This window comes from Agromyces sp. NPDC056389 (assembly GCF_042262385.1).
GTDB lineage: Bacteria > Actinomycetota > Actinomycetes > Actinomycetales > Microbacteriaceae > Agromyces.
The window spans coordinates 463,080-489,094 of the sequence record NZ_JBHJPN010000002.1 but is presented as its reverse complement, the minus strand read 5'-3'; the positions used below and the strand labels follow the sequence as shown (position 1 = coordinate 489,094).

The window sequence follows — 26,015 nt, the reverse complement described above, 5'->3', positions numbered from 1 at the left end:
GGGACTCCCAGCCTTTCGAAGGGACAGCGAACACCGTGACCTATGTCATCGCCCTTCCGTGCGTCGACGTCAAAGACCGCGCCTGCATCGACGAATGCCCTGTCGACTGCATCTACGAGGGTGAGCGCTCGCTCTACATCCACCCCGACGAATGCGTCGACTGCGGTGCATGCGAGCCGGTCTGCCCCGTCGAGGCCATCTACTACGAAGACGACCTGCCCGAGATGTGGGCCGACTACTACAAGGCGAACGTCGAGTTCTTCGACGACATCGGCTCGCCCGGCGGTGCCGCCAAGATCGGCGTGATCCCGAAGGACCACCCCGTGATCGCGGTGCTCCCGCCCCAGGCGCACTGAGCATGGCTCGCGGCGAACTGCCCGACTACCCGTGGGACCTCATGGCGCCGTTCCGTGAGCGCGCCGCAGCTCACCCCGAGGGCGTCGTCGACCTGTCGATCGGCTCGCCGGTGGATCCCACGCCGGCGCTCGTGCGCGAGGCGCTCGCGAACGCGACCGATGCCCACGCCTACCCGCTGACGACCGGCACTGACGAGCTGCGCGGTGCCATCATCGACTGGTTCGCCCGTCGCCGCGGCGTCACCGGACTCACCGAGGCGAACGTGCTGCCGACGGTGGGCTCCAAAGAGCTGGTCGCGCTCCTGCCCTTCCTGCTGGGGCTCGGCGAGGGCGACGTCGTCGTGCACCCCCGAGCGGCGTACCCGAGCTACGAGATGGGCGCCGTGCTCGTCGGCGCCACGTCGATGGCCTCCGACGACCCGGCAGAGTGGCCCGCCGAGACGAAGCTCGTGTGGCTGAACAGCCCCGGCAACCCCGACGGGCGGGTGCTCACGATCGACGAACTGCGAGCGGCTCGCGAGCGGGCACTCGAGCTCGACGCGATCATCGTCGGCGACGAGTGCTACGCGGAGCTCGGGTGGGAGGGCGAGTGGGCGGATGCCCCGATCCCGAGCCTGCTCGACCCGCGCGTCGTCGGCGACAGCCGTCGCAACACGCTCGTGGCCTACTCGCTGTCGAAGCAGTCGAACATGGCCGGCTACCGAACGGCCTTCATCGCGGGCTGCCGGAGCGTCATCGGGCGAATCACGACCGTGCGCAAGCACGCGGGGCTCATGCTTCCGCAGCCGCTGCAGGCCGCGATGATCGCCGCTCTTCGCGACGACGTGCACGTCGCCGAGCAGAAGGCGCGCTACCGCGCGCGGCGCGAACTGCTGAAGCCCGCACTCGAGGCCGCAGGGTTCCGCATCGACCGCAGCGAGGCCGGGCTCTACCTCTGGGCGAGCGAGGGGCGCGACGCGTGGGAGTCGATCGGCAGGCTCGCCGACCTCGGCATCGTCGCCGGCCCCGGCCACTTCTACGGGGTGCACCACCCCGAGCATGTGCGACTCTCGCTGACGGCGACCGACGAGCGCATCGCGGCTGCGGCCGAGCGGCTCCGGGCCGCGGCTGCGGCCTGACATCCGGGAGATCGCGGCTGGAACGACCCCGTCGGCTGTGACTCTCACCAACGGATAAGATGATCTGTTGGCGGGTGCGACAGTGTGTTCGGAGCCCGTCTAGGCTGTATTCGGACCGCGGCCGCCCTGAGGGCCACGACCGGAAAGCAGGTGACCGCGCAAGTGACGATCACAGGAGGCGCCGTGAGCGACGTCGTGAACAATGCGGCTGGGGAGACCCCCCAGACCGCGACCCTGAAGTTCGGCAGCACCACCGCCGAACTGCCCGTCCACCGTGCGGTGCAGGGCAACTCGAGCATCGACGTTTCGACGCTGACCCGGCAGACCGGGCTCACCGCGCTCGACTACGGGTTCGTGAACACCGCGTCGACGCGGTCGGCGATCACCTACATCGACGGCGAGCAGGGCATCCTGCGATACCGCGGGTACCCGATCGAAGAGCTCGCAGCGAACTCGACGTACCTCGAGGTGGCGTGGCTGCTCATCTACGGCGAGCTGCCGACGGCCGATCAGCTTGGCGAGTTCGACGAGAAGATCCGGCACCACACGCTGCTGCACGAAGACCTGAAGCGCTTCTTCTCGTCGCTGCCGCACACGGCGCACCCGATGTCCGTGCTCTCGAGCGCGGTGTCGGCGCTCTCGACCTACTACGAGGACTCGACGGACTCGAACGATCCCGAGCAGGTCGAGCTCACCATGATCCGCCTGCTTGCGAAGCTTCCGGTGATCGCCGCCTACGCGCACAAGAAGTCGATCGGCCAGGCGTTCCTGTACCCCGACAACTCGCTGTCGTTCGTCGACAACTTCCTGAAGCTGAACTTCGGCAACATGGCCGAACCGTTCCAGGTCGACCCGGTGCTCTCGACCGCGCTCGACCGGCTCCTGATCCTGCACGAGGACCACGAGCAGAACGCCTCGACGTCGACCGTCCGCCTCGTCGGCTCGACCGGCGCGAACCTCTACGCCTCGATCTCCGCGGGCATCCAGGCGCTCTCGGGCCCGCTCCACGGCGGTGCCAACGAAGCAGTGCTGCAGATGCTCGCCCGCATCCGCGACTCCGGCGAAGGCGTCGAGAAGTTCGTCGAGCGCGTGAAGAACAAGGAAGACGGCGTGAAGCTCATGGGCTTCGGGCACCGCGTCTACAAGAACTACGACCCCCGCGCGACGATCGTCAAGCAGTCGGCCGATGAGGTGCTCGCCGGACTCGGCGTCGCCGACCCGCTGCTCGACATCGCGAAGGAGCTCGAGCAGTTCGCCCTGCAGGACGACTACTTCAAGGAGCGTCGTCTCTACCCGAACGTCGACTTCTACACGGGTGTCATCTACAAGGCGATGGGCTTCCCGACGCGCATGTTCACCGTGCTCTTCGCGATCGGCCGCCTGCCCGGCTGGATGGCGCACTGGCGCGAGATGAACGTCGACCCGCAGACGAAGATCGGGCGCCCGCAGCAGCTCTACATCGGCGAGGCCGAGCGGCACTACCCCTCGGTCTGATCCGCACCACGACGACGCCGGTTCCGCCTTCGGGCGGGGCCGGCGTCTCGTCGTTCGAGGTCAGCCGGCGGGGTTCAGCGTCAGGGTGTCGCGGGCGTCGGCCTCGATCGCCTCGCGGCTGACGGCCCAGTCGCGCAGCTCGCCGTGCTGCCAGAGCGGGGCCTGGTCGGCGTAGTTCGCGTGGAATGCGTGGCCGGAGGCGCCGGTCAGGTTGATCCAGCGTGAGGCGTCGCGGTCGGCCAGGTCGACGACCATGCGCATCGACGGCACCCAGTCGACGCCGTAGCCGATGCTCGCATCCCACCCGATCGCGTTCACGACCGCCGAGCCGCCGCCGAGCTCGTACGGGCCGCGGTTGAACAGCCACTCGATGGGCGCGATGCCGGATTCGCCGAAGCTCTGGTTCGTGAGTGTCAGCGTGTGCAGGCGGCCCCAGCGCCAGGAATCGGTGTTCGACCCCATGCGGTCGGTCGACTCGGCCCATGCGGCACCGAGGGCGTGCGCGATCATCCCGTCGCGGCCGGCGACGTCGAGCTCGTCGTTCGCCCACCACGTGGACTCGGGCTCGTCGAGCAGCGTGCCGACGACGCTGAACCAGCGGTCGCCGCCCTGCGGCCGCGTCGACTCGGGCAGCCCGCCGAACATGTCGTCGAGCAGGGTGCGCCAGAACACGGCGAAGTAGGCGGCCTGCGCGCTGTCGGCGTCGGCGCTGCCGTCCCAGCCGCGGAGGAGGTCGGCTCCGCGTCCGGCGTCGCCGATGAGATCGAGCGACGCGATGACCGGGAGGAGGGCATCGGCGTTGGCATCACCGGTGTCGAGCTGGATCTCGGCGAGCGAGTCGACCGTGAACTTCTCGCCGGCGTCGATGCGTTCGCGGATCAGGCGGTCGATGCCGGCAGCGCGGTAGCCGTAGTCCCAGTCCTTCGTCAGCATCGGACCGTCGGGGCCGGCGGCCGCGTTGTTGGCCGTGACGAGGTACCCGGCGGGCGGGTTCAGCACCGAGGGCAACTGGTCGAACGGGATCGTGTCCGACCAGCCGTTCTCGCTCGTCCAACCGGGCAGCGGCAGCGTGCCGTCGCCTGCCTTGCGCACGGGGATGCGGCCGGGCGCCTGATAGCCGATATTGCCCGAGGCATCCGCGTAGATGAGGTTCTGCGCCGGCACGTCGAAGAGTGCGGCGGCGGCCCGGAAGCCGTCCCAGTCCTGCGCCCGGTCGAGTGCGAAGATCGCGCCGGCGGTGGTGCCGGGCGTCAGCGCGGTCCACTGCAGTGACACGGCGTAGTCGCCTTCGGGCTGGCCGGATGCCGCGGGGTACTGCGCGCCGACATCGCCGAAGTCGTCTCGGATGTCGGTCACGATCGGACCGCGTGCCGTGGAGCGAACCGTGATCGTGACGGGGTCGCCGCCCGCGACCTCGATCACCTCATCGCGGATCGTGAGCGGCATCTGCACGCCGTCGAGTTCGTAGGTGTCGCCGCTGATGCGTTCGAGGTACAGGTCGGCGACATCGGGTCCGAGGTTCGTGAAGCCCCAGGCGACGGCTTGGTTCTGCCCGATGACGATGCCGGGCAGGCCCGAGAACGAGTACCCGGCGACGTCGAATCCGCATGCCTCGGTTACCTCGACGCAGTGCAGGCCCATCTGGGTCCAGATCGAGGGCATCGCCGGCCCGAGGTGCGGATCGTTCGCGAGGAGGGGCAGGCCCGACTCGGTCAGCGCGCCGCCCACGACCCAGGAGTTCGAGCCGATGTCGCCGCCCTCGGGGCCGAGCAGTTCGGGTACTCCGTCGATCGCAGCGCGCAGCGTGCCGAGGGCGGCGACGTAGTCGGAGGCCGGCGCGGAGGCCGCGGCGGCTTCGGTCTCGATCGTGTCGGCAGCGCCGGAGATCGGGGTCGTGGAGAGGGCGGCGGTCGCCGCCACGGGCTGGCCGCCGACGATCGTGGGCATGGTGTCCCACGAGAAGTCGGGGTGGAGGCGCGCGACCTCTTCTGGCGGGAGCACGGTCGAGAGCATCGCGCGGTCGATCTCGTCTCCGAGGTTCGAGCGCAGGTCCCACGCCATGGCCTTCAGCCACGCGATCGAGTCGACGCCCGACCACGGCTCGGGGGAGTAGCCGGGGTTCTGCAGCCCGAGCACCGCGTACTCGAGCGAGAGGTCGGCACCGCTGCGCTCGTCGAGGTAGGCGTTGACGCCCTCGGCGTAGGCGTCGTAGTAGGCCTTCGGCACCTCGCCGAGCGCGTCGTACTCCTGCTGGGCGATGCCCCGCCAGTCGAGCGTTCGGATGAACGTGTCGGTGCCGACCTGCGATTCGCCGAACATCTCGGCGAGCCGGCCGGCCGTGACGTGCCGACGGAAGTCCATCTCCCAGAAGCGGTCCTGCGCGTGCACGTAGCCCTGCGCGAAGAACAGGTCGTGGTCGGTCTCCGCGTAGAGCTGCGGGATGCCGGCATCGTCACGGATGACGGTCACCTCTGCGCCGAGCCCCGGGACGTCGATCGCACCGTTCGTGGTCGGGAAGGATCGCTGCACCGTCCACCAGCCGAGTCCGGCCGCGACGACTGCGAGCACGAGCACGGTGACGAGCAGGCCGATGACGAACCGCATCGCCCGATGCCGACTGGTTCGCGGTGCGTCGGTACCCACGTCACTCCTTCGTGATGCGCAAGCGGGAGGGCCGCCCCGTGGCGGCCCGAGTCACCAACTGTAGCCGAGACGGCGGGAGTTGCGACCGGTCGTTGCAGGGCTGTGATGTGGCACGACCCGCGAGGCCCGAGCCGCGCGATTCCGGGGGGCTACGCGTGCAGCGCGGCGTTCAGTTGCACACCCTCGCCCGAGCGGGAGAGAGCCTCGACCTGGCCATTCAGCGAGTTGCGCCGGAAGAGCAGGTTCGGCACGCCCGAGAGCACGACGGCCTTGACGGTGTTCGGTCGTTCGCCGGGGCCGCCGTGCAGCACGACCTTCGTGCCGGCGGTGACGTAGAGCCCCGCTTCGACGACGCTGTCGTCGCCGATCGAGATGCCGATGCCCGAGTTCGCGCCGAGCAGCGCACGCTCGCCGATGACGACGCGCTGCGTGCCGCCGCCCGAGAGGGTGCCCATGATGGATGCCCCGCCGCCGATGTCGGAGCCGTCGCCGACGACGACACCCTGCGAGATGCGGCCCTCGACCATCGAGGCGCCGAGCGTGCCGGCGTTGAAGTTCACGAAGCCCTCGTGCATCACGGTGGTGCCCGGCGCGAGGTGCGCGCCGAGGCGCACGCGTGCGGCGTCGGCGATGCGCACCCGCTCGGGCGTGACGTAGTCGAGCAGGCGCGGGAACTTGTCGACGCTGACCGCGTGGATGCCGGCGCGCTGCAGCGCCGGGCGCAGACGGTCGAAGTCGGTCGGATGCACCGGGCCCGCGTTGGTCCAGACCACGGCGGGCAGGTGGGCGAAGATGCCGTCGAGGTTCACCGTGTTCGGCGCTGCGAGCAGGTGCGAGAGCACGTGCAGCCGCAGGTACGCGTCGCTCGTGCCCGTCGGGGCCGCATCGAGGTCGATCGTGAGATCGACGGCTTCGACGGTGACGGCGCGGCGCTCGTCGGCACCGGCGAGTGCGAGGTGCTCGGCCGTGAGCGGCGCGGCGTCGACACCGAGCACCGGTGCCGGGAACCACGTGTCGAGCACGGTGCCGTCTGCGGCGACGGTCGCGAGTCCGGTTGCGGAGGCGAGACGGGCAGGGCTGGGCGCGACGTCGTTCGTGGGCATGGTTCAAGGGTACCGAGCCCGGTCGGGCTGTGACGCTGCGCGGCATTCGTAGACTGGGGGCATGCCTCCCGCCGCAACACCGCTCACGCTCGACCTGACCGCCGATTCCGTCGCCATCACGCAGGCGATCTGCGACGTGCCGAGCGTGTCGGGCGACGAGTCGCTGCTCGCCGACCTCGTCGAGCAGGCGCTCGCCGGGGCATCCCATCTCGAGGTGATCCGCGACGGCGACACCATCGTCGCGCGCACGAACCTCGGTCGTGACCGCCGAGTCGTGATCGCGGGCCACATCGATACCGTGCCGATCAACGAGAACCTGCCGACCCGGTTCGAGACCGAAGACGGCGTCGAGTACCTGTGGGGGCGCGGCACGGTCGACATGAAGGCGGGGGTCGCGGTACAGCTGAAGCTCGCGCTCGAGCTCACCGATCCCATCGTCGACCTCACCTGGATGTGGTACGACAACGAGGAGGTCGCGGCCTCGCTCAACGGCCTCGGGCGGCTCTCGCGCACTCGTCCCGACCTCTTCGCCGGCGACTTCGCCATCCTCGGCGAACCGTCGAACGGGCAGGTCGAGGGCGGCTGCAACGGCACCCTGCGCGCCGAGGTGTGGACGACCGGGCTGCGGGCGCACTCGGCACGCAGCTGGGTGGGCGAGAACGCGATCCACAAGCTCGCACCGGCGCTCGCGAAGCTCGCGGAGTACGAGGCAGAGACCGTCGAGGTCGACGGGCTCGCGTACCGCGAGGGCCTGAACGCCGTGCTCGTCTCGGGCGGCATCGCGGGCAACGTGATCCCCGACGAGGCCGTGCTCACCGTCAACTACCGGTTCGCGCCGAGCCGCAGCGTCGCCGAGGCATCCGCCTTCGTCACCGAGTTCTTCGACGGCTTCGAGGTCGCGATCGTCGACAGCGCCGAGGGCGCACGCCCCGGCCTCGACGACCCGCTCGCACAACAGTTCGTGCGTGCGGTCGGCGCCGAGGCACGCCCCAAGTACGGCTGGACGGATGTCGCGCGCTTCAGCGCCCTCGGCATCCCCGCGGTGAACTTCGGCCCGGGCGACCCGCTCAAGGCCCACGCCGACGACGAGCGGGTCGACGTCGCCCAGATCCTGCACACCGAGGTCGCGCTCCGCGCCTGGTTGACCGGCACCACCGCCTGAGCCGCCCGGCCTCGAAGAGCACCCCGTGACCACGCCGTCGGCCGCCCTCCGCGAACCCGACCCGTTCCGCGCGACGCGTTGGTCGCCGCGGGTGCGCTGGCGGGTGGCTCCATGGTGGGCGAAGGTCGCCCTGATCTTCCTGGGGGCCCGCGCGATCACCACGTCGATGGTGCTCGTGATGGCGAGCCTCCAGGGCTCGAACCCCTGGACACAGGCCCGCCCCGGCTACTTCGAGTACGCGAACCTCTGGGATGCGCGGTGGTACCAGATCATCTGGCTGGGCGGCTACCCGGCCGACCTCCCGCTGACCGAGACCGGTCAGGTCGCCGAGAACGCGTGGGCGTTCCTGCCCGTCTACCCGATGTTCGTCGGCCTCGTCACCTCGTTCGGGGTGCCGTGGAACGTGGCATCCGTCATCGTGTCGCTCGCCGCCGGTCTCGGAGCGGCACTCATCACGTACCGGCTCATGTCGCGGTTCCTCGAACCCGACCGGGCGCTCTTCGCCGTCGTGCTCTTCTGCGTGGCGCCGGTCTCGCCGATCATGCAGTTCGGCTACGCCGAATCGCTCGGCCTCCTGTGGCTCGCGCTCGCGCTGCTCCTGCTCGTCGATCGACGATACGGATGGCTCGTGCCCGTGCTCGCCGTGTGGGCGTTCACGCGGCCCGGGGCGCTCGCCTTCGCCCTCACGCTCGGCCTGCACTGGCTGTGGCGCTGGTTCTCGCGGCGGAGCGACCCGTTCCCCATGCGGGAACGGGTGCTCGCGGCATCCGTGACGGTGTTCGCGGGAGTCGTCGGCCTCGCCTGGCCCGGCGTCGTCTGGGCGGCGACGGGAGAGCTGCACGGGTACACGGCCACCGAACTCGCCTGGCGCTCGGCGTACATCGGCTACCAGGAACTCGTGCCGTTCACGGCGTGGTTCCAATCGGCCGACTGGTGGCTCGGCCAGCCGCTCGGCCCGATCGTGGTCATCGCGCTCATCGCCGGATTCGCGGTGACGCTGTTCCTGCCGGCGGTGCGCCGGCTCGGCGTCGACCTGCGGCTGTGGCTCGCGAGCTACGCGCTGTACCTGCTCGCGGTGTTCTTCCCGCAGTCGAGCACCTTCCGCCTGCTCGCGCCGATGTTCCCGCTCGTCGGTGCGATGGCGCAGCCGAGGGCGCGCTGGTACCGCTGGGGCATGGTCGCGCTCTCTCTCCTGCTCCAACTCGGTTGGCTGCTCATCGCCTGGGGGATCGACGGCAGGGATTGGACGCCTCCCTGATCGGAGGGTGAATTCGACGAACGGAGAATGCCCTCCGTCTGTGGGATGTCGTCAATCGGCTTGTCCACAGGCTCGCGGCGATTTCCCAGCACCGCCTGTGTTAGCAGATAATGGAATCTCAGCCACGAAAGGGGAGCTCAATGGCGGCCATGAAGCCACGCACCGGAGACGGGCCAATGGAGGCTGTGAAGGAGGGTCGACTCATCATCGTTCGAGTTCCACTCGAGGGTGGCGGTCGCCTCGTCGTCTCGGTGAACGATGCTGAGGCCAAGGAGCTGTACGACGTCCTCGGTGGCGTCGTGAATCCCGCCTGAGTCACATCACTCGAAACGAGCCCCGAGATCTCTCGGGGCTCGTTTCGTTTCCATGCGCTTGCGGCCGCTAGACGCCGAGCTTGACGATCTGCAGCAGTCCGTCGCCGGCCGGGGAGATCGCCGTCGCAACCGCCGTCGAGGTCGAGAGCTCCGAGATAAGGGTGCGGTAGGCGCTCGCCGACTCGTCGCGTCGCGCAGGGTCGGCCACGCGGCCCTTCCAGAGGGCGCGCGCGACGAGCACGATGCCGCCCGGTTTGGCCAGACGCAGGCCGTGTTCGGCGTATTCGATGACCGACGGGGCGTCGGCGTCGATGAAGACGATGTCGTACGAGCTCTCGTTCATGCGCGGCAGCACCTCGCTCGCGCGCCCGGCGATCAGTCGCACTCGGGCGGCGGCGATGCCGGCGTCGGCGAAATGCTGGCGGGCGTGCTGCTGGTACTCGTTCTCGGTGTCGATCGAGGTGAGGAGCGCACGACGTGCGGCCTGCAGCATCCAGAGGCCCGAAACGCCCACTCCGGTGCCGACCTCGATGATCGACTGGGCGCGCGATGCGGCCGCGAGCACTGCGAGTTGCGCACCCACGGCAGGCGAGACCGGCTCGACGCCGAGCTCGAGCGATTGCTGACGGGCCTTGGCGATCGACTCGGTCGGGGCGACCGAGTCGTCGACGTACTTCCAGTTCAGGTCGTGATCTGACACGTGGCGGCTCCCGGGTGGATCTCTCAGTGCCTAAGCCTAAGGTGAACGCGCCGTGGCGTTTGCACGCCTCGCCGCCCACTATCCTGTAGGGGTGTTCGGTCTGACGTTCGAGAAGCTCCTCATCATCGGGGTGATTGCCGTCTTCCTGCTCGGGCCGGAACGACTGCCGCATTACGCCGCGCAGCTCGGCCGACTCGTGCGCTCCCTGCGCGACATGGCCAACGGTGCGAAAGACCGCATGCGCGACGAGATGGGCCCCGACTTCGACGACGTCGACTGGAAGAAGCTCGACCCGCGCCAGTACGACCCGCGCCGCATCATCCGCGAAGCGCTCACCGATGTCGACCCGTTCGCCGAAGAGGCGCCCGCGCCCGTCGTCGCGCGGGCGTCGGTCAACGACAATTCGGCCTACCTGCAGCGCAAGCGCAAGCGTGAGGGGCTCGGCGCCGACGAGCCGGCGCCGTTCGACTCCGAAGCGACCTGATCGCCGCGGCGCTGCCGCGGGGCAGGGCCGAGCGGATGCCGCGTGGCAGCGCGACGCCGGGCAGGCCCGCCGCTCAGCGCAGGCGCGCGACCTTCAGCGCTTGCGCGAGCAGCACGAGGAGCGGCGCCTTCTGCTCGTACTCCTTCGCGGTGCGGGGCAGTTGCAGCAGCCCCGTCACCGATGAGATCGTGACGGGCTCGACGAAGCGCAGGAGCCCGGCCTCGCCGTTGCGACGGCCGAGACCCGACTGCTTGACGCCGCCCATCGGCGCCGCCACCGAGGCGAACGAGCCGCGGTACCCCTCGTTGACGTTGACGCTGCCGGCCTCGAGGGCGTCGGCGACGCGGCGTGCGCGCCCGGCCGACGCGGTGAAGACCGAGGCGTTCAGGCCGTACTCGCTCGCATTGGCCGCGAGCACGGCCTCTTCATCGCTGCCGATGAGGTAGAGCGAGGCGATCGCGCCGAAGGTCTCCTCCGCATACACGAGCATGTCGGGAGTGACTCCCGTGAGGACCGTCGGTTCGAAGAACCACGGGCCGATGTCGGGGCGATGCTTGCCGCCGACGAGCACGACGGCGCCCTTCGCGACGGCGTCGTCGAGGTGCGCCTGCACCCGCGCGAGCTGCGCGGCGCTCGCGAGCGAGCCGAAGTCTGCGCTGAAGTCGAGGCCGGACCCGAGCTTGGCCGACCACAGCCGCTCGACGATCGCCTTCTGGAACGGGCCGGCGACCTTCTGGTGCACGTAGATGCGCTCGATCGAGACGCAGAGCTGGCCCATCGCCGAGAAGGCGGCGTGCGCGGCATTCGCCGCGGCCGTCGCGGGGTCGACGTCGTCGAGCACGAGCAGGGCGTTCTTGCCGCCGAGCTCGAGCGAGGAGCCGACGAGACGACGGCCCGCCTTCTCGCCGATCTTGCGGCCGGTCGCCGTCGAGCCGGTGAAGCAGATGTAGTCGGCGACATCCGTCAGCGCCTCGCCGACCTCGGAGGCCGGGCCGGCGACGACGGCCCAGAGTGCTGCGGGTACACCGGCGTCGATGAAGGCGCGGCGGAGGGCGAGGATCGAGAGCGCGCCCTGGTCGTCGGCCTTCTGCACGACGCCGCACCCGGCGGCGAGGGCGGGCACGACGTCCATCGCGGCGAGGCTCAGCGCGAAGTTCCACGGGGTGATGACGCCGACGACGCCCTTCGGACGGAACTGCACCCGGCTCGTCGCCACGGTCGGAAGACCGGAGCGGATGGGGCGGCCGTGCAGCACCTTCCGGGCGGCCAGTGCGTTGTACCGGGTGACCGACACGGCCTCGAAGATCTCTTCGAACGCCTGACCGCGCGTCTTGCCGCTCTCGAGCTGGATGAGGTCGAGCAGCATGTCGCGCCGCTCGAGGATGAGGTCGTGCGCACGCAGCAGCACGCGCCGGCGCTCGGCGAATCCGGCACGTGCCCAGGCGAGCTGGGCGAGCCGTGCCCGGGCGAACGCGTCGAGCACGTCGTCGGCGCTCGAGCGCGGCAGTTCGTGCAGGATCTCGCCCGTCGACGGGGTCGGGACGGAGGTGGTCTCGGAACCGGAAGCGACGACGTCGTCGCTGAGGCTCGCGTACAGGTCGGGGGAGGCCGTGGGGGCGCGCATGCGCACAGTCTAGGACAGTGAACCCCGTTCTAGGTCAGTTGACCCAGTTCGCGTGCCGACGGGTGCCGACGGGTGAGTACACTGCCTCCATGACCGCATCGGTGCGAACCCTGTCCCGCGGTGTCGTGACCCGCTATGCGATCGGATCCATCGGCACAGGCGGCTTCGCCACGCTGCCAGGCCTCGTGCTCGTCTACTACCTGACCGACACCCTCGGGGTGACCGCGCTCGCCGCTGGCCTCGTCGTCACGGCCGCCAAGGTGTGGGACGTCGTGATCGACCCGTGGATCGGCGAGCGCAGCGACCGCGCGCTCGCGCGCACCGGCACGCGGCGCAGGTGGATGATCGTGGGCGCCATTGCGCTGCCCGTCGGCTTCATCCTCACCTTCGCCGTGCCGACGGGCCTCGACCCCGGGGCATCCGGCATCTGGGTGTTCCTGGCCTTCCTCGCGACGGCGACGGCCTTCAGCCTGTTCCAAGTGCCCTACATCGCGCTGCCGGCCGAGCTCACGTCCGACTACGACGCCCGCACGCGGCTCCTCACCTGGCGCGTCGTCGTGCTCACGATCGCGATCCTGCTCTTCGGGGCCGGCGGACCCGAGGTGCGCGCGGCGTTCGCCGACGAGCACACCGGGTACCTCGTGATGGCGATCGTCGCGGGCGTCGTCATCGGGGCGGGCATGCTCGTCGCCACCACCACCGCTGCGAAGGCCGGTGCGTCCAAGCCCAGTGCATCGACGGATGCAGCGCCGCGCCGCGACATCCGTGCCGGCTACGCCGAGGGCTTCGCCGCACTCAAGCGCAGCGCGGCGTTCCGCGCGCTGCTCGCGGCCTTCGTGCTGCAGGGGCTCGCGACGGGCCTCATGCTCGCCGGCGCGCAGTTCGTCGCGACGTGGGTGCTCCGCGACGAGCGCGCGGTGACCTTCCTCTTCGTCGCGCTCATCGGCCCGGCCGTGCTCTTCGCGCCCGTCTGGCAGGCCGTCGCCCGCCGCGTCGGGAAGGAGCGCGGGTTCGCGCTCGCGAGCACGCTCTTCGGCATCGCCGCCCTCAGCCTCGTCGGCATGATCTGGGCGCCGGGCGCGTGGGTGTACGTGCCCGTCGCGCTCGCGGGCGCCGGCTACGCGGGCATGCAGTCGCTGCCGATGGCGATGCTGCCCGACGTGATCTCGCACGACGCCCGCACGCACGGCCTCGGCCGCGCGGGCAGCTTCGGCGGGGTTTGGACGGCGGGGGAGACCGCGGGCATGGCGCTCGGCGCCACGGTGCTCACGATCGTGCTCGCGCTCACGGGCTACGTCGAGTCGATCGGCTCCCAGACGGTGACCCAGTCGCCGGCCGCGGTCGCGGGCATCGCGATCAGCTTCAGCGCGATTCCCGCGCTGCTCGTCGCAGCGAGCCTCGTGGCGCTGCGCAGGTACCCGCTCCGACGCGCCGACATCGAAGCCGATGCCGCCGCATCCACCGCAGAGACGATGGCATGATGACCGAACTCCGCCGCGAGACAGCCGAGATCCTCGCCGAACTCGAGGCGATGCGCGCCCTCGACGCACCCACGCACGGCGGCCGGGTGCTCTCGTACGTCTACGACTCGGGCCTCGCCGAGCTCGACGAGCTCGCCGCCGGCGCAGCGCGCCTCGTGCAGCCCGTCAACGGCCTCGACCCCACGACGTTCACCTCGGTCGCCGCGATGGAGGCCGGTGTCGTCGGCTTCGCCCGACGCGTGCTGGGCGGCGCCGGCGACGACGAGATCGTCGGCTCGGTCACCTCGGGCGGCACCGAGAGCTGCCTCCTCGCGGTGAAGTCGGCGCGCGACCTGTGGCGATCGGTGCGTGCGGGCAGCCCGCGGGTGCCGCGCATCGTCGCCCCGGTGACCGTGCACGCCGCGTTCCACAAGGCCGCCGAGTACTTCGGGCTCGAACTCGACCTCGTGCCGGTCGACCCGATCACGGGCGTCGTCTCGGTCGCCGCCATCGAGGAGCGACTCGGCGACGACGTCGCCCTCGTCGTGGTGAGCGCGCCGTCGTACCCGTTCGCGGCGCTCGACCCCATCGCGGATGTTGCGGCGATCACCGGCCAGCGCGGCATCGCGCTGCACGTCGACGCCTGCATCGGCGGCTTCGCCCTCGCCTTCTGGCCCGATGACCTGCCGGCGTGGAACCTGTCGGTTCCCGGCGTCACGAGCCTCTCGGCCGACCTGCACAAGTACGGGTACGCGCCCAAGGGCGTCTCGGTGCTGCTCACCCGCGGTCGCGACCGCCAGCGCTTCCAGTACTTCGCGACGACCGCCTGGCCGGGTTACCCGGTCGTGAATCCCACGCTCACCGGGTCGAAGCCCGCCGGGCCGCTCGCCGCGGCCTGGGCGATCATCGAGGCGCTCGGCGAAGACGGGTTCGCCGAGCTCACCGCCCAGGCGGCGCGCGCGACCGAGGCGCTGCGCGAGGTCGTCACCGGCATCGAGGGACTCGCGGTCGTCGGCGCGCCGACCGGGCCGCTCTTCGCGGTCGCCACCGACGAGTCGGTGCCCGCCGAGCTGCGGGTCGACCCGCACCACTGGGCGGATGCCGCGCGCGGGGCCGGTTGGCACCTGCAGCTGCAGCCCGCGCTGACGCAGGCCGACGGCACCCGACTGCCCCATACGACCCACCTCACGGTGACGCCGGTGACGGAGGCCGTGGTCGGCGAGCTGTCGACGGCGCTCGTGGCGGCAGCCGATGCCGTGCGCGGCGAGCCGCCCGTCGACGGACAGGCGCTCGTGGCCGGGCTCGCCGAGACGCTGCCCGGTGGCCTCGACGCGCTCACGGGGGCATCCGCAGGCCTCGACTCGGAGCATGCTGCGGGTCTGCTCCGCGCCTTCGGGCTGCTCGGCGGTGCCGAGGCCCGAACCGCGGACCCCGGCGGGGGCGCGGCGGGTGCCGACGGCGCCCTGCCCGACCGGCTGGCCCCGGTGCTCGCGCTCGTCGGTGCACTGCCGCCGCAGCTCACCGAGCGCCTGCTCGTCGAGCTGCTCGCGCGGGTCGTGGAGCCGCCGTCGACTCGCGACCTCGCCTGACCGTCAGAGGTCGAGGATGAACGCCCGCTCGCCGGTCAGAGGCCGGAGGCGGTCGTCGATCGGGAACGGCACCTCGTACTCGACCACGGGCACGTCGATGGCCCCGAAGTCGTCCTTCTTCAGCTTGAGCACCGAAGCGGAGACCTCGGTGATGCGAACGCGGAGCCAGGTGCCGTCGTCGAGTCGCAGCTCGTACAGATCGGCGAGGTAGCCGATTCCCGTCGCCTCGAGCGCCTCCTCGGCGCTCAACCAGTCGATCGAGTCGGTCAGCGGTCGTCCGAGCAGGTCGATGACCACGAAACCCTCGCCGTCGGGGCGCATCCACCCGAGCAGTTCACCGTCGCCGCGCCGATGCGCGATCCAGTCAGCGGGTACCGTCATCCGTCGAGCATAGTCAGCTCGTGCGGATCCGCCCCGCAGGGTCGACCGTGATGACGACGGTCTCCACCTTGCGATTGAGGGCACGGTAGACCACGTAGATCAGCCACAGGCCGCCGGTCAGCAGCACGAGGATGAGGTTCCAGAACCAGCCGATGCGCTTGTTCTTGGAGACCACCGCCTGGCCGGCGGCGACGGACTGCACCGTCCAGCCGCGCTGCGCGTACCTCGCCACCTCGGCGTTGAGCAGTTGAGCGCGCGACTCGTCGGACAGCGCGGCGGGAGAAGGATTCGGGGTGCTCATGCCCGGATTCTATCGAGCCTCGGCCCGCGCGCGCCTGTTCGGTTCGCGGGGCTCGCGGGGTTCGCGACGGTGCGCGTCACCGGCGCCCGTCACCGGCGCCCGTCACTGCAGCTCGCATCGTTCGCCGTAGTACGCGTAGAGCTCGGCCTTCAGCGTGTCGCCCGAGGATCGGTCGAGCCGGCCCTCGCGCCCATCGCCCGTGCGGATCTCGAACGGCAGGATCGTGCCGCGCTTGTCGTCGGCGATCGCATGGGCGTCGCAGCGCGCCGGGCGCACTGGCAGCGTGATCGTCACGGGTGCGCTCCCGGCCGTGACCTCGGCGCCGAGCGGCCAGTCGACACCGCCCTCGGCGTTCAGCAGGGTCGTTCCGTACACGCGGTCGATGACGAACGAGCCGTCGCCGGATGCCGCCGGCACGACCTCGACGTCGATGAACGCGCGCTGCTCCGCACCGACGCCGGTCGTGCGCAGGTGCTCGGGCATCTCGATCGCGGCGACCCGCTCGACCGACTCGGCGAGGCAGTCGGAGTTCGCGACGCGGGCGAGCGTGCCGTGGGGGTCGTCGGCGATGAGCTCGCCCGCGGCGCCGCCCGTCGGCGTCGCGACCTCGAGCCGGATCGTCGCCTCGGGGTCGGGCGTCACCTCGCCGTCGCCGCATTCGCTCGCCGACAACGGCATCCGGATCTGCAGGGCGTCGCCGGGCGCGACCTCGAACGGCTGGTCGCGCACCATGCCCGGGGCGAGCGTCGGCGAATCGACCTCCAGGCGCTCGACGGTCACCGTTTCGTCGCCGTCGTTCTCGATGCGCACGACGAGCCGGTGGGCCTCGATGTCGAGACGACCCTGCTGCACCCGTGCCGAGAGCCCCGCGGGCAACTCGCCGGCGGGTTGCCCCGTCTGCTGCGCGCACGCGGCGAGCCCGAGGGCGAGCGCCCCGGCGGCGGCAGCCGCGACGGCGACGTCGATCGCGAGCCGGCGGGTCAGGCGGGCGCGCGACATCCGTTCACCGGACCGTGACGTCGAGTCGTCGACCGGCGAGCGATCGGGGCACCGCGGCGAGCTGCGCGGCGACGTGTTCGATCGCGCGGGCCGCCGGGTCATCGGGTTCGGCGAGCACGACGGGCATGCCGTCGTCACCGCCGCGTCGGAGGGCGACGCTGAGTGGGACGCTTGCGAGGAGCGGCACGGGCGTCGGCTGCCCCGCCGACAGGCGCTCGGCGACGATCTCGCCACCGCCCGCGCCGAACAGGTCGAAGATCTCGCCGCCGGGCTGGGCGAAGCCGGCCATGTTCTCGACGACGCCCACGATCTTCTGTCCGGTCTGCCGTGCTACCACGCCGGAGCGCTCTGCGACGTCGGCGGCCGCAGGCTGGGGGGTCGTCACGACGACGACCTCGGCGTTCGGCAGCAGCTGCCCGAGCGAGATCGCCACATCGCCGGTGCCCGGCGGCAGGTCGACGAGCAGCACGTCGAGGTCGCCGAAGTACACGTCGGTGAGGAACTGCGAGAGCGTGCGGTGCAGCATCGGCCCGCGCCAGGCGACGGCGACGGATGACGCGCGCCCGCCCTCCTCGCTCGGCTCGACGAACATGCCGATCGAGATGACCTTCACGCCGTGTGCGACGGGCGGCAGGATCATCTCGTCGACGCGCGTGGGTCGGGCGGCGAGCCCCGATTCGTCGACGAGGCCGAGCAGGCCGGGGATCGAGAAACCGTGCACGTCGGCGTCGACGAGTCCGACCGAGAGACCGCGGGCGGCGAGCGCCACGGCGAGGTTCGCGGTGATGGTCGACTTGCCGACGCCGCCCTTGCCGCTCGTCACGGCGATCACCCGGGTGAGGCTGCCGGGGCCGAAGGGGTTGCCGCGCGCTGCCTTGCCGCCGCGGAGGCGCTCGGTGAGAGCGGCGCGCTGCTCGGGCGTCATGACCGAGAGCACGACCTCGGCGTTGCCGTCGCCGACGACCGTCTCGGCCGCCTGCCGGACATCGCGTTCGATGCGGTCGGAGGCAGGGCATCCGACGATCGTCAGGCGGATGCCGACCTCGACCCGGCCGTCGTCACCCACGACGACGCGATCGACCATGTCGAGCTCGGTGACGGGCTTGCGGATCTCGGGGTCGATGACGCCCGTGAGCGCCGCGCGAACGGCAGTCTCGAGCGCGGCCGGGTCGGCCGTGGCGGGGTCAACGACCGGCATGCTCAGCGTCCTCCTCGTCGCGTCGGTCGAGCTCCTCGATGATCGAGCGGAGCTCCGAACGGATGAACTCGCGCGACGCCAGGTCCTTCATCGCGAGGCGCAGCGCCACGACCTCGCGGGCGAGGTACTCGGTGTCGGCGAGGTTGCGCTCGGCGCGCTGGCGGTCCTGCTCGATCTGCACGCGGTCGCGGTCGTCCTGCCGGTTCTGTGCGAGCAGGATCAGGGGGGCGGCGTAGGAGGCCTGCAGGGAGAGCACGAGCGTGAGGGCGGTGAAGCCGATCGCGATCGAGTCGAAGCGCCACTCCTCGGGTGCGAAGGTGTTCCACACCATCCAGCCGATCGCGAACACCGACAGCCCGAGCAGGAAGCCGGGGGTGCCCATTCCGCGCGCGACCCACTCGGTGAAGCGACCGAACCGGTCGCTGTCGCCGGAACCGCGGAAGGACGGGGCGCGGCGCGTGCCCTTCGGGGTGTCGAATCGCCGGTCGTCGGCGTCAGCGCGTGCCATCTCCTGCCCTCCTTCCGTTCGAGATGGGGATACTCCCCGTCGTCAGCTGGGCTCGCGCGGCTGCGCGGCGCCCCACCTCGGCATCTTCGGGATGACTTCGCCAGTCATCGGGCAGGAGGTAGTCGAGCACGTCGTCAATCGTCACCACCCCGACGAGTCGATGCTTCTCGTCGACGACCGGCACCGAGACGAGGTCGTAGCTCGCGAGGATGCGGCTGACCTCGGCGGCCGAGGTGTCGGCGCGCACGGGCTCGAGCCCCTGGTCGATCAGGGTGCCGAGCCGCTCGTGCGGCGGATAGCGCAGCATGCGCTGGAAGTGCACGATGCCGAGGAAGCGCCCGGTGGGCGGCTCGTACGGCGGAAGCGTCACGCAGACTGCGGCGCCGAGCGCGGGCGGCAGGTCGTGGCGGCGGATGAGCGCGAGGCCCTCGGCGACGGTCGCGTCGGCCGAGACGATGATCGGCTCGGGGGTCATGAGGCCACCGGCGGTGTCGGGTCCGTACGAGAGGAGGAAGCGCACGTCTTCGGCCTCTTCGGGCTCCATGAGCTCGAGCAGGTGCTCGCCGCGCTCCTCGGGGAGCTGCGCGATGAGGTCGGCGGCGTCGTCGGGCTGCATGTGGTCGAGCACGTCGGCGGCGCGGTCGTCGCCGAGGCCGGCGAGGATCACGACCTGGTCGGACTCGGGCATCTCCTCGAGCACGTCGGCGAGACGGTCGTCGGAGAGCTCTTCCGCGACTTCCTGACGGCGCTGGGCGGGCAGGTCGAGGAGCGTGTTCGCGAGGTCGGCGGGCTTCAGCTCGGAGTACGAGGCGATGAGGTGCTCGGCGGACTGCGCCTCACCGGGCGGGTTCACCTCGCGCACCTCGCGCCACGTGACGTAGGCCGACTGGCCCTTGGAGAACGGTGAGGCGCCCTTGGGCCGGCGCACGAACAGCTGGTCGACCTGCCATTCGCCGGGCTCGAGCTCTTCGATCGCGACGTCTTCGATCGAGGCGTCGCCCGAGCCGTCGATGAAGGCGACCTTGCGGCCGAGCATCTCGGCGATCACGCGCACCTCGCCGCCGCGCTGCTCGAAGCGGCGCAGGTTGATGAGGCCCGTCGTGATGATCTGGCCGCCGCCGATCGACGTCACGCGGCCGATCGAGAGGAACACGCGGCGCTTGCCGGGAATCTCGACGATGAGGCCCACGACGCGAGGAGGGTCGTTCTTGCGGTACACGACGAGGACGTCGCGCACCTTGCCGACCCGATCGCCGGCGGGGTCGAAGACGGCGCACCCGGCGAGTCGGGCGACGAAGACTCTCGTTGCGCTCACGGTTCCAACTTAGTCCCGGATGCCTCGTGCGCGGCCCGTTCCCGGCCGCGGGCGGGCGCGTCGTGGGAGAATGACCGGGTGAGCACTCAATCCCCGTTCGGCGGCCGAGTCGGCCGTGCCTACCCGATCCTGCCCAAGGGAGAGACGGTGGCGAGCTTCGAGACCTATGCCGAGGCGCAGGCCGCGGTCGACGCGCTCGCCAAGGCGGAGTTCCCCGTGAAGGAGCTCGCGATCGTCGGCACCGACCTCACGAGCGTCGAGCGCATCACGGGCAAGCTCACTTGGGGCCGCGCCGCCGGCGCAGGCGCCCTGTCGGGTGCCTGGTTCGGCACCTTCCTCGGGCTCCTGTTCTTCATCTTCGCCCCGACCGGCGCGTCCGTCGGCATCCTCATCTCGGCGGTGCTCATCGGCGCCGGCTTCGGCATGATCTTCAGCGTCGTCTCGTACTCGATGAACCGGCGTCGCCGCGACTTCACCTCCGTGGGGCAGGTGCTCGCGACCAAGTACGCGATCATCGCCGAGAGCGCGCACGTCGATCGTGCTCGCAGCGTGCTCGGCGTCGACGCGCCCGCCCCCGAGCGACCCGCTGCGAACCTGCCGGTCGAGAACGGCGGGCGTCCGCTCAGCTACGGCGAGGCGACGGATGCCGCGAAGCGCGCCGCCGCAGAGGCGGCTCGGGCGGCGCAGGCTCCCGCTCGCCCGCGATACGGGGAGCTCGCTCCGGCGGCCGACGCCGGCGACGCGGCATCCGCTGCGCCGCAGGCCGACGGCGCGGATGCACCGGCGACGTCCGAACCACCTGCCGCGGAGCGCTGAGCGCGTCCCTCGGCGACGTTCGGTGATCGAGGCGACTTCTCAGACTCGCGATATAGCGTGACCGAATGGTGACGCAGGACGAGATCGCAGCGGAGATCGCCGAGGGCGAACGACCCGATCGGCCGATCATGCGGTTGCTCCGATCCATCCGTCGCCGCATCGAACGCAGGCCGGGTCTGCGTCGCGCCTACCGTGTCGCCGTCGCCGTGCTCGGCGGCCTGATCGCGACCGTCGGCCTGCTGCTCGTGCCGCTGCCGGGGCCCGGGTGGCTCATCGTCTTCCTCGGCCTCGCGATCCTCGGCACGGAGTTCGCGTGGGCGAAGCGGGTCGCCGCCTTCGCCAAGCGCCAGCTCGCCCGCTTCTGGGCGTGGTGGCAAGCGCGCCGGGCCGCTCGCCCGGTCGTCGGCGACTGACGGCTACCAGGCGTCGATCGCCGCGGCCGACAGCGCGAAGCCATGACCGCTCGCGGTGTCCGCGCAGCGCACGCCGTCGTCGACCGGTTCGCACGACACGTCGCCCACGGTGATCCGTTCGCCCGCGGCGAGCACGTGCGACGCCGTGAATCCACCGAAGTCGGCATCGGTGTTCCGGCGCGGAATCGGGGCCTCTGCGCCACGCACGACGAGTCCGTCGCGGCAACCGATCACCTCCGACTCGAGCTCTGCGCAGTAGTCCGCGAACGAGGTGTCCTCCCACTGCCAGGTCTTGGCCTCACCGACGGCGCAGCCCCATGCTGCGACGGCCGGGTCGCCGGACGGCTCCTGGATCTGGCAGTTCACGGCTCCGGACCCGACGCCGAACACGACGCCCGGCACGTACTCGTCGACGTACAACGCGGGATCGACCTCGATCGGAGCCGGGGCTTCAGCCGTCGGGACCGGCTCGGCTGTGGCGATCGCCGTCGGTGTCGAGGTCGCGTCGTCGTTCGGAGTGCTCGACGCACCTGCCGCGCAGGCGCTCAAGAGGAGGGGGATCGTCACCGCTGCGAAGAACGCGGCGGTGATCGACGGGAGTCGGGTCATTCCGCGAATCTAATCGGCCGAAGCCGAGATCGATTCAGGGGCCACCCCGACGCGCATCACGATTCGATCACCGAGTGCTGCCGCGCACCCACGCCTCGACCTCGTCGGCCGTGCGGGGGATGCCGGCCGAGAGGTTCTCGGCGCCGTCGGCGGTGACGAGGATGTCGTCTTCGATGCGCACGCCGATGCCGCGGAACTCCTCGGGCACGGTGAGGTCGTCGGGCTGGAAGTAGAGGCCCGGCTCGATCGTGAAGACCATGCCGGCCTCGAGCACGCCGTCCATGTACATGTCGCGTCGCGCCTGCGCGCAGTCGTGCACGTCGAGGCCGAGGTGATGGCTCGTGCCGTGCACCATGTAGCGACGGTGGAACTGGTTGTCGGGCTCGAGCGACTCTTCAGCCGAAACGGGCAGGAAGCCCCACTCGGCGGTCTTCCGGGCGATGACCTGCATCGCCGCGGCGTGCACCTCGCGGAACACGATGCCGGGCTTCACGATCGCGAACGCGGCGTCGGCGGCCTCGCGCACGGCCTCGTAGATCTTGCGCTGCACGTCGGAGAACGTGCCGTTCACCGGGAAGGTGCGGGTGATGTCGGCGGTGTAGTAGCTGTCCATCTCGACGCCGGCGTCGAGCAGCACGAGGTCGCCGGGCACGACGGGGCCGTCGTTGCGGGTCCAGTGCAGGATCGTGGCGTGCGGGCCGGCGGCGGCGATCGAGTCGTAGCCGACATCGTTGCCGTCGAGGCGGGCACGAGTCGCGAAGACGCCCTCGATGACGCGCTCGCCGCGCACCTCGGCGGTGATGCGGGGCAGCTCGCCGATGACCTCGGTGAAGCCGCGCTGCGTCGCGTCGATCGCCGCGCGCATCTCGGCGATCTCGAATGCGTCCTTCACGAGGCGCAGTTCGGAGAGCACGCGGGCGAGCTCGGCGTCGGGCTCGTGCGAGCCGCCGACCTCGAGCGAGAACGGAGCGTCGGAGGCGTTCGTCGACAGCGCCTGCTCGGCCGCGAAGCGGATGCGGGCGTGATCGACGCGCTCGGTGACGGATGCATCGGCCTCGCGCAGCACGAGGGTCGCCGTGTCGACGGCGTCGATGACCCGGTCGAACTCCTCGAGGCCGCGGGTCGCGAGGTCGAGGTCGGCGGCGACATGCACGAGCGACGGACGCGCGCCGATCCAGAACTCGCCGATCGCGGGGTTCGCGTAGAACTCCTCGGAGTCGCGGCCCGCGCGCTCGCGGAAGTAGACGGTGGTCTCGTGGCCATCGGTCGTCGGCTCGAAGACGAGCACGGCGCCCGGCTCCGAGTCGGAACCCCAGCCGGTCAGGTGCGCGAATGCCGAGTGCGCGCGGAACGGGTAGTCGGTGTCGTTGGCGCGCTGCTTCATGTCGCCCGCGGGCACGATGAGTCGCTGGCCGAGGTAGGCGGCCGAGACCTTCGCACGGCGTGCAGCGGCGAACGACGCTTGCTCGCGCGCCTGGGGCAGCGCCTCGTCGCGCTCAGCCCAGCCGCTGCCGATGAAGTTCTTGAAGCCCTCGGAGCCGGGCGTCGTCGAACGGTTCGCGTTGCGGCCGCCCTCCTCGCTCGCGGTCGTCACGGAACCCGTGGTCTCGGTCGTGGAGGTGTCGCTGGTGTTGGCCATGCGAACCATTCTCGCACCGTCGCCTGTCAGTCGGCCTCGACGAGTGTGGACACGATCGGTCGGTGATCGCTGCCGGCGTCGTCGTATCCGTCGAGCACCTCGAACGCCTCGACGCTCCAGTTCGGGGTCGCCATCACGTGGTCGATCGGGCTGCCGAAGAACGGCGGCACATCGGTCGGCCAGGTGCCGAGGCCTGCGGCGCCGGCCTGCACCGCGGCATCCGCGCAATTACCCATGTCGCCGCCGTCGGTGCCGTGACCGGCGAAGTGATCGACCGTCGCGTTGAAGTCGCCCGCCATGATGACGTCGTCGCCGACGCACTGCTCGGCCAGCCAGTCGAGGTCGCTGCGCCAGTTGCGCAGCTCCCAGCGGATGGGGGCGACCGCGTGCACGGCGATGATGCGAGGGCCGACGCCGTCGGACGGCTCGGCCACGACGCTCGGCAGGGTGTTCGTGTTGCCGGGCGGGCCGGGCACCTCGGGCGAGACGACGTCGTAATCGCCGAGGTCGGGGCTGATCAGGATGGTCGTCGAGCGTGCCTTCGCGATGTCGTCGTACGCGGCCGTGTGCACCCACATTGGGCTGCCGCCCTCGCGCATCGCGATCGCGACCTCCTCGCCGAGCGGTTCGGTGGTCTCGGGCAGCACCACGACATCGGCACCCCGCTCGATCGCGAGATCGGCGATGGTCGACGCCTCCGGCACCTCGCCGAGGGTGTTCCAGGAGAGCACCGTCACGGAGTCGGGACCCGACTCGGCGGTGGATGCCCCGAACCCGCGGGCGGTCAGCACGGCCACGTTGCCCACGGCGAAGAGCGCGAACACGGCGGCCATCGCGAACGCGAAGACTCGGAGGGGTCGTGCGAGGGCGAGCAGGAGGAAGAGGACGAGGGCCACGACGCCGGCAGCAGCCGCGGTGCCGCGCAGGGCGACGACGTGCGCGGCCACCCACTGGTTCTGCAGGCCGAAGGCCTGCGGCCACACGAGCACGAGCGCGACGGCGGCGGTGCCGAGCACGATGGCCCAGCCGAGGATGCGGGGGAGCATTCAACCAACCCTAGGCGAGGTGGCTCGTGGCGCGCCCCGGATAGCATTGCAGGATGCCAGAAGCCACCGTCGTCGCGGGCGAAGCCGACCTGCACACGCACTCGACGGTCTCCGACGGCACCGAGGCGCCGGCGGAGCTCATGCGGCAGGCCGCGCGCGCCGGTCTCTGGGGCGTCGCGCTCACCGACCACGACTCGACGAGCGGATGGGCCGAAGCGGCCGCGGCCGTGCCCGAGACGGGCGTCGCGCTGATTCCCGGCATGGAGCTCTCGACCCGCGAGGGCTACACGAGCGTGCACATGCTGGCCTACCTGATCGACCCGCTCGACGAGGCGCTCATCGCCGAGACGGCGCAGATCCGCGAATCGCGGCTCACCCGCGCCGAGGCGATCGTGCGCAGCATCGGCCGCGACTACGCCCTCACATGGGACGACGTGCTCGCCCAGACCGTCGAGGGCACGACGATCGGCCGGCCGCACATCGCCGACGCCCTCGTGGCCCGAGGCCACGTCGCGACGCGCTCGGCGGCGTTCGACGGCATCCTGCACCCTCGCGCCGGCTACGCGCGGCCGCACTACGCGCCCGATCCGCTCACGGGGGTGCGACTCATCCGCGAAGCCGGCGGGGTGCCGGTGCTCGCGCACCCCGGCACGCGCGGCGCCGAGCGGGTCATCCCGCCCGAACGGCTTGAGCAGCTCGTCGAGGCCGGCCTCTTCGGGCTCGAGATCGACCACCCCGAGAACCGTGAAGACGCGAAGCCGCGATTGCGCGCGCTCGCCTCGCGCTTCGGGCTGCGCATCACCGGCTCGAGCGACTATCACGGCACCGGCAAGCCGAACCGGCTCGGCGAGTGCCGCACCGCACCCGAGGTCGTCGAGGCCATCATCGCCGAGGGGCGTGGCTCGTCGCCGGTACTGCCGTAGCGGGCGGGAATTCTCGAAGGCAGCACGGTGGCGGGCGGCGCTGATCAGGTCGGGGCGGGGCCTTCGACTGGTTGACGTGCGGAGCTCGGGGCCAATGTGCGCTCGAGGATCGACTTCAGCATGCCGAGTTCCTGCGGGCTGACGGCGTGGAAGAGTTCTGCTGACACGCGCTTGGTGTGCTGCTGCGCATTCCGCAGGGCCTCGTCGCCCTCGCTCGTCAGCGCGAGGATCGTGACCCGGCGGTCCTGTGTCGAGGGCGTTCGAGTCACGTAGCCGAGCCGTTCGAGGTCGTCGATCACTCGGACCATGCCGGTCTTGTCGGTGTTCAGTCGCGCGACGAGGTCGCGCTGGGTCTGCACGCCATCCCGGATCAGGAACATCACCGTGACGTGCCGGCTGGCAAGGTTCAGCGGCAGTAGCGCGTCGTTCAGTCGTTGCGTCGCCAATGTGTAGACCTGGTGGAGCAGCAACCCCACCTCGATCGAGGCTTGCCCGCTGTCATCGCTCATGGTTCGATTCTCGCAAATTCGATCCAGTTGCAATTGATCCATTTGGATCTATT

General features: G+C 70.7%; 26 protein-coding genes. 12 read left to right on the top strand and 14 right to left on the bottom strand.

Annotation, left to right across the window (positions count from 1 at the left end; all coding sequences use genetic code 11):
- The first annotated feature begins 35 nt into the window (after positions 1-35).
- The 3 genes from fdxA to ACFCVM_RS15180 all read left to right on the top strand — a co-directional run bounded on the left by fdxA (position 36) and on the right by ACFCVM_RS15180 (position 2,968).
- Positions 36-356 carry a ferredoxin gene (gene fdxA / locus ACFCVM_RS15190; protein ID WP_056658762.1) on the top strand — a complete coding sequence of 107 codons (321 nt, stop codon included), beginning with the start codon at positions 36-38 and terminating at the stop codon, positions 354-356.
- A 2-nt stretch (positions 357-358) separates the two neighbouring features.
- The gene (dapC, locus tag ACFCVM_RS15185) at positions 359-1,474 is read left to right on the top strand and encodes a succinyldiaminopimelate transaminase (RefSeq protein WP_375837376.1); all 1,116 of its coding nucleotides are present in this window, start codon (positions 359-361) and stop codon (positions 1,472-1,474) included.
- 183 nt (positions 1,475-1,657) lie between these two features.
- The gene (locus ACFCVM_RS15180; RefSeq protein ID WP_375837374.1) at positions 1,658-2,968 is read left to right on the top strand and encodes a citrate synthase; all 1,311 of its coding nucleotides are present in this window, start codon (positions 1,658-1,660) and stop codon (positions 2,966-2,968) included.
- Between the two features lie 60 nt (positions 2,969-3,028).
- On the opposite strand, the gene ACFCVM_RS15175 is transcribed toward ACFCVM_RS15180, so the two are convergent.
- Both ACFCVM_RS15175 and dapD read right to left on the bottom strand, forming a co-directional pair.
- Complete coding sequence (locus ACFCVM_RS15175; protein WP_375837373.1) at positions 3,029-5,611, bottom strand: penicillin acylase family protein; 2,583 nt, start codon at positions 5,609-5,611, stop codon at positions 3,029-3,031.
- 149 nt (positions 5,612-5,760) lie between these two features.
- Positions 5,761-6,714 carry a 2,3,4,5-tetrahydropyridine-2,6-dicarboxylate N-succinyltransferase gene (gene dapD / locus ACFCVM_RS15170; RefSeq protein WP_375837372.1) on the bottom strand — a complete coding sequence of 318 codons (954 nt, stop codon included), beginning with the start codon at positions 6,712-6,714 and terminating at the stop codon, positions 5,761-5,763.
- 61 nt (positions 6,715-6,775) lie between these two features.
- Between dapD and dapE the strand changes: the two genes are divergently transcribed.
- From dapE to ACFCVM_RS15155, 3 genes are all read left to right on the top strand, one after another.
- Positions 6,776-7,876, top strand: coding sequence for a succinyl-diaminopimelate desuccinylase (dapE, locus tag ACFCVM_RS15165; protein WP_375837371.1), 1,101 nt, complete (start codon positions 6,776-6,778; stop codon positions 7,874-7,876).
- Between the two features lie 25 nt (positions 7,877-7,901).
- Entirely contained in the window at positions 7,902-9,134 is a 1,233-nt protein-coding gene (locus tag ACFCVM_RS15160) for a hypothetical protein (protein ID WP_375837370.1), read from the top strand.
- Between the two features lie 140 nt (positions 9,135-9,274).
- Entirely contained in the window at positions 9,275-9,448 is a 174-nt protein-coding gene (locus ACFCVM_RS15155) for a DUF3117 domain-containing protein (protein ID WP_067875042.1), read from the top strand.
- Between the two features lie 67 nt (positions 9,449-9,515).
- Here the strand turns inward: ACFCVM_RS15155 and ACFCVM_RS15150 are convergent, their stop codons facing one another.
- Positions 9,516-10,148 carry an O-methyltransferase gene (locus tag ACFCVM_RS15150; protein ID WP_375837369.1) on the bottom strand — a complete coding sequence of 211 codons (633 nt, stop codon included), beginning with the start codon at positions 10,146-10,148 and terminating at the stop codon, positions 9,516-9,518.
- A gap of 91 nt (positions 10,149-10,239) precedes the next feature.
- Between ACFCVM_RS15150 and ACFCVM_RS15145 the strand changes: the two genes are divergently transcribed.
- Positions 10,240-10,632, top strand: a complete 393-nt coding sequence (locus tag ACFCVM_RS15145) for a sec-independent translocase (RefSeq protein ID WP_375837368.1) — start codon at positions 10,240-10,242, stop codon at positions 10,630-10,632.
- Positions 10,633-10,705: 73 nt separating this feature from the next.
- Here ACFCVM_RS15145 and ACFCVM_RS15140 read toward each other — a convergent pair whose 3' ends face one another.
- Positions 10,706-12,256, bottom strand: coding sequence for a succinic semialdehyde dehydrogenase (locus ACFCVM_RS15140; RefSeq protein ID WP_375837367.1), 1,551 nt, complete (start codon positions 12,254-12,256; stop codon positions 10,706-10,708).
- A gap of 89 nt (positions 12,257-12,345) precedes the next feature.
- Between ACFCVM_RS15140 and ACFCVM_RS15135 the strand changes: the two genes are divergently transcribed.
- Together ACFCVM_RS15135 and ACFCVM_RS15130 are read left to right on the top strand one after the other, a co-directional pair.
- Positions 12,346-13,737, top strand: a complete 1,392-nt coding sequence (locus ACFCVM_RS15135; RefSeq protein WP_375837366.1) for an MFS transporter — start codon at positions 12,346-12,348, stop codon at positions 13,735-13,737.
- Positions 13,734-15,305 (top strand): pyridoxal phosphate-dependent decarboxylase family protein, encoded by a 1,572-nt coding sequence (locus tag ACFCVM_RS15130; protein ID WP_375837364.1) that lies wholly within the window; start codon positions 13,734-13,736, stop codon positions 15,303-15,305. Before ACFCVM_RS15135 ends, ACFCVM_RS15130 begins: the two co-directional genes overlap by 4 nt.
- A gap of 3 nt (positions 15,306-15,308) precedes the next feature.
- Here the strand turns inward: ACFCVM_RS15130 and ACFCVM_RS15125 are convergent, their stop codons facing one another.
- The 6 genes from ACFCVM_RS15125 to ACFCVM_RS15100 all read right to left on the bottom strand — a co-directional run bounded on the left by ACFCVM_RS15125 (position 15,309) and on the right by ACFCVM_RS15100 (position 20,007).
- Positions 15,309-15,686, bottom strand: a complete 378-nt coding sequence (locus ACFCVM_RS15125) for a hypothetical protein (protein ID WP_375837363.1) — start codon at positions 15,684-15,686, stop codon at positions 15,309-15,311.
- A gap of 13 nt (positions 15,687-15,699) precedes the next feature.
- Positions 15,700-15,987: a hypothetical protein gene (locus ACFCVM_RS15120; protein ID WP_375837362.1), complete on the bottom strand. Its 288-nt coding sequence runs from the start codon at positions 15,985-15,987 to the stop codon at positions 15,700-15,702.
- A 102-nt stretch (positions 15,988-16,089) separates the two neighbouring features.
- Positions 16,090-16,986 carry a hypothetical protein gene (locus ACFCVM_RS15115; protein WP_375837361.1) on the bottom strand — a complete coding sequence of 299 codons (897 nt, stop codon included), beginning with the start codon at positions 16,984-16,986 and terminating at the stop codon, positions 16,090-16,092.
- Positions 16,987-16,990: 4 nt separating this feature from the next.
- The gene (locus ACFCVM_RS15110) at positions 16,991-18,184 is read right to left on the bottom strand and encodes an Mrp/NBP35 family ATP-binding protein (RefSeq protein WP_375837360.1); all 1,194 of its coding nucleotides are present in this window, start codon (positions 18,182-18,184) and stop codon (positions 16,991-16,993) included.
- The gene (locus tag ACFCVM_RS15105; RefSeq protein ID WP_375837359.1) at positions 18,171-18,692 is read right to left on the bottom strand and encodes a DUF1003 domain-containing protein; all 522 of its coding nucleotides are present in this window, start codon (positions 18,690-18,692) and stop codon (positions 18,171-18,173) included. The genes ACFCVM_RS15110 and ACFCVM_RS15105 overlap by 14 nt, the downstream gene beginning before the upstream one ends.
- Positions 18,679-20,007, bottom strand: a complete 1,329-nt coding sequence (locus ACFCVM_RS15100) for a magnesium transporter MgtE N-terminal domain-containing protein (RefSeq protein ID WP_375837357.1) — start codon at positions 20,005-20,007, stop codon at positions 18,679-18,681. The genes ACFCVM_RS15105 and ACFCVM_RS15100 overlap by 14 nt, the downstream gene beginning before the upstream one ends.
- A gap of 78 nt (positions 20,008-20,085) precedes the next feature.
- Here ACFCVM_RS15100 and ACFCVM_RS15095 point away from each other — a divergent pair, with 78 nt between their 5' ends.
- Both ACFCVM_RS15095 and ACFCVM_RS15090 read left to right on the top strand, forming a co-directional pair.
- The gene (locus ACFCVM_RS15095; protein WP_375837356.1) at positions 20,086-20,823 is read left to right on the top strand and encodes a general stress protein; all 738 of its coding nucleotides are present in this window, start codon (positions 20,086-20,088) and stop codon (positions 20,821-20,823) included.
- A gap of 65 nt (positions 20,824-20,888) precedes the next feature.
- Entirely contained in the window at positions 20,889-21,236 is a 348-nt protein-coding gene (locus ACFCVM_RS15090) for a TIGR02611 family protein (RefSeq protein WP_375837355.1), read from the top strand.
- A 3-nt stretch (positions 21,237-21,239) separates the two neighbouring features.
- Here the strand turns inward: ACFCVM_RS15090 and ACFCVM_RS15085 are convergent, their stop codons facing one another.
- From ACFCVM_RS15085 to ACFCVM_RS15075, 3 genes are all read right to left on the bottom strand, one after another.
- Positions 21,240-21,845, bottom strand: a complete 606-nt coding sequence (locus tag ACFCVM_RS15085) for a hypothetical protein (RefSeq protein ID WP_375837354.1) — start codon at positions 21,843-21,845, stop codon at positions 21,240-21,242.
- A 67-nt stretch (positions 21,846-21,912) separates the two neighbouring features.
- Positions 21,913-23,484: an aminopeptidase P family protein gene (locus ACFCVM_RS15080; RefSeq protein WP_375837352.1), complete on the bottom strand. Its 1,572-nt coding sequence runs from the start codon at positions 23,482-23,484 to the stop codon at positions 21,913-21,915.
- Positions 23,485-23,510: 26 nt separating this feature from the next.
- The gene (locus ACFCVM_RS15075; RefSeq protein ID WP_375837350.1) at positions 23,511-24,530 is read right to left on the bottom strand and encodes an endonuclease/exonuclease/phosphatase family protein; all 1,020 of its coding nucleotides are present in this window, start codon (positions 24,528-24,530) and stop codon (positions 23,511-23,513) included.
- Positions 24,531-24,583: 53 nt separating this feature from the next.
- Here ACFCVM_RS15075 and ACFCVM_RS15070 point away from each other — a divergent pair, with 53 nt between their 5' ends.
- Positions 24,584-25,453 (top strand): PHP domain-containing protein, encoded by an 870-nt coding sequence (locus ACFCVM_RS15070; RefSeq protein WP_375837349.1) that lies wholly within the window; start codon positions 24,584-24,586, stop codon positions 25,451-25,453.
- A 44-nt stretch (positions 25,454-25,497) separates the two neighbouring features.
- Here the strand turns inward: ACFCVM_RS15070 and ACFCVM_RS15065 are convergent, their stop codons facing one another.
- Entirely contained in the window at positions 25,498-26,004 is a 507-nt protein-coding gene (locus tag ACFCVM_RS15065; protein WP_375837348.1) for a MarR family winged helix-turn-helix transcriptional regulator, read from the bottom strand.
- Positions 26,005-26,015 lie beyond the last annotated feature (11 nt).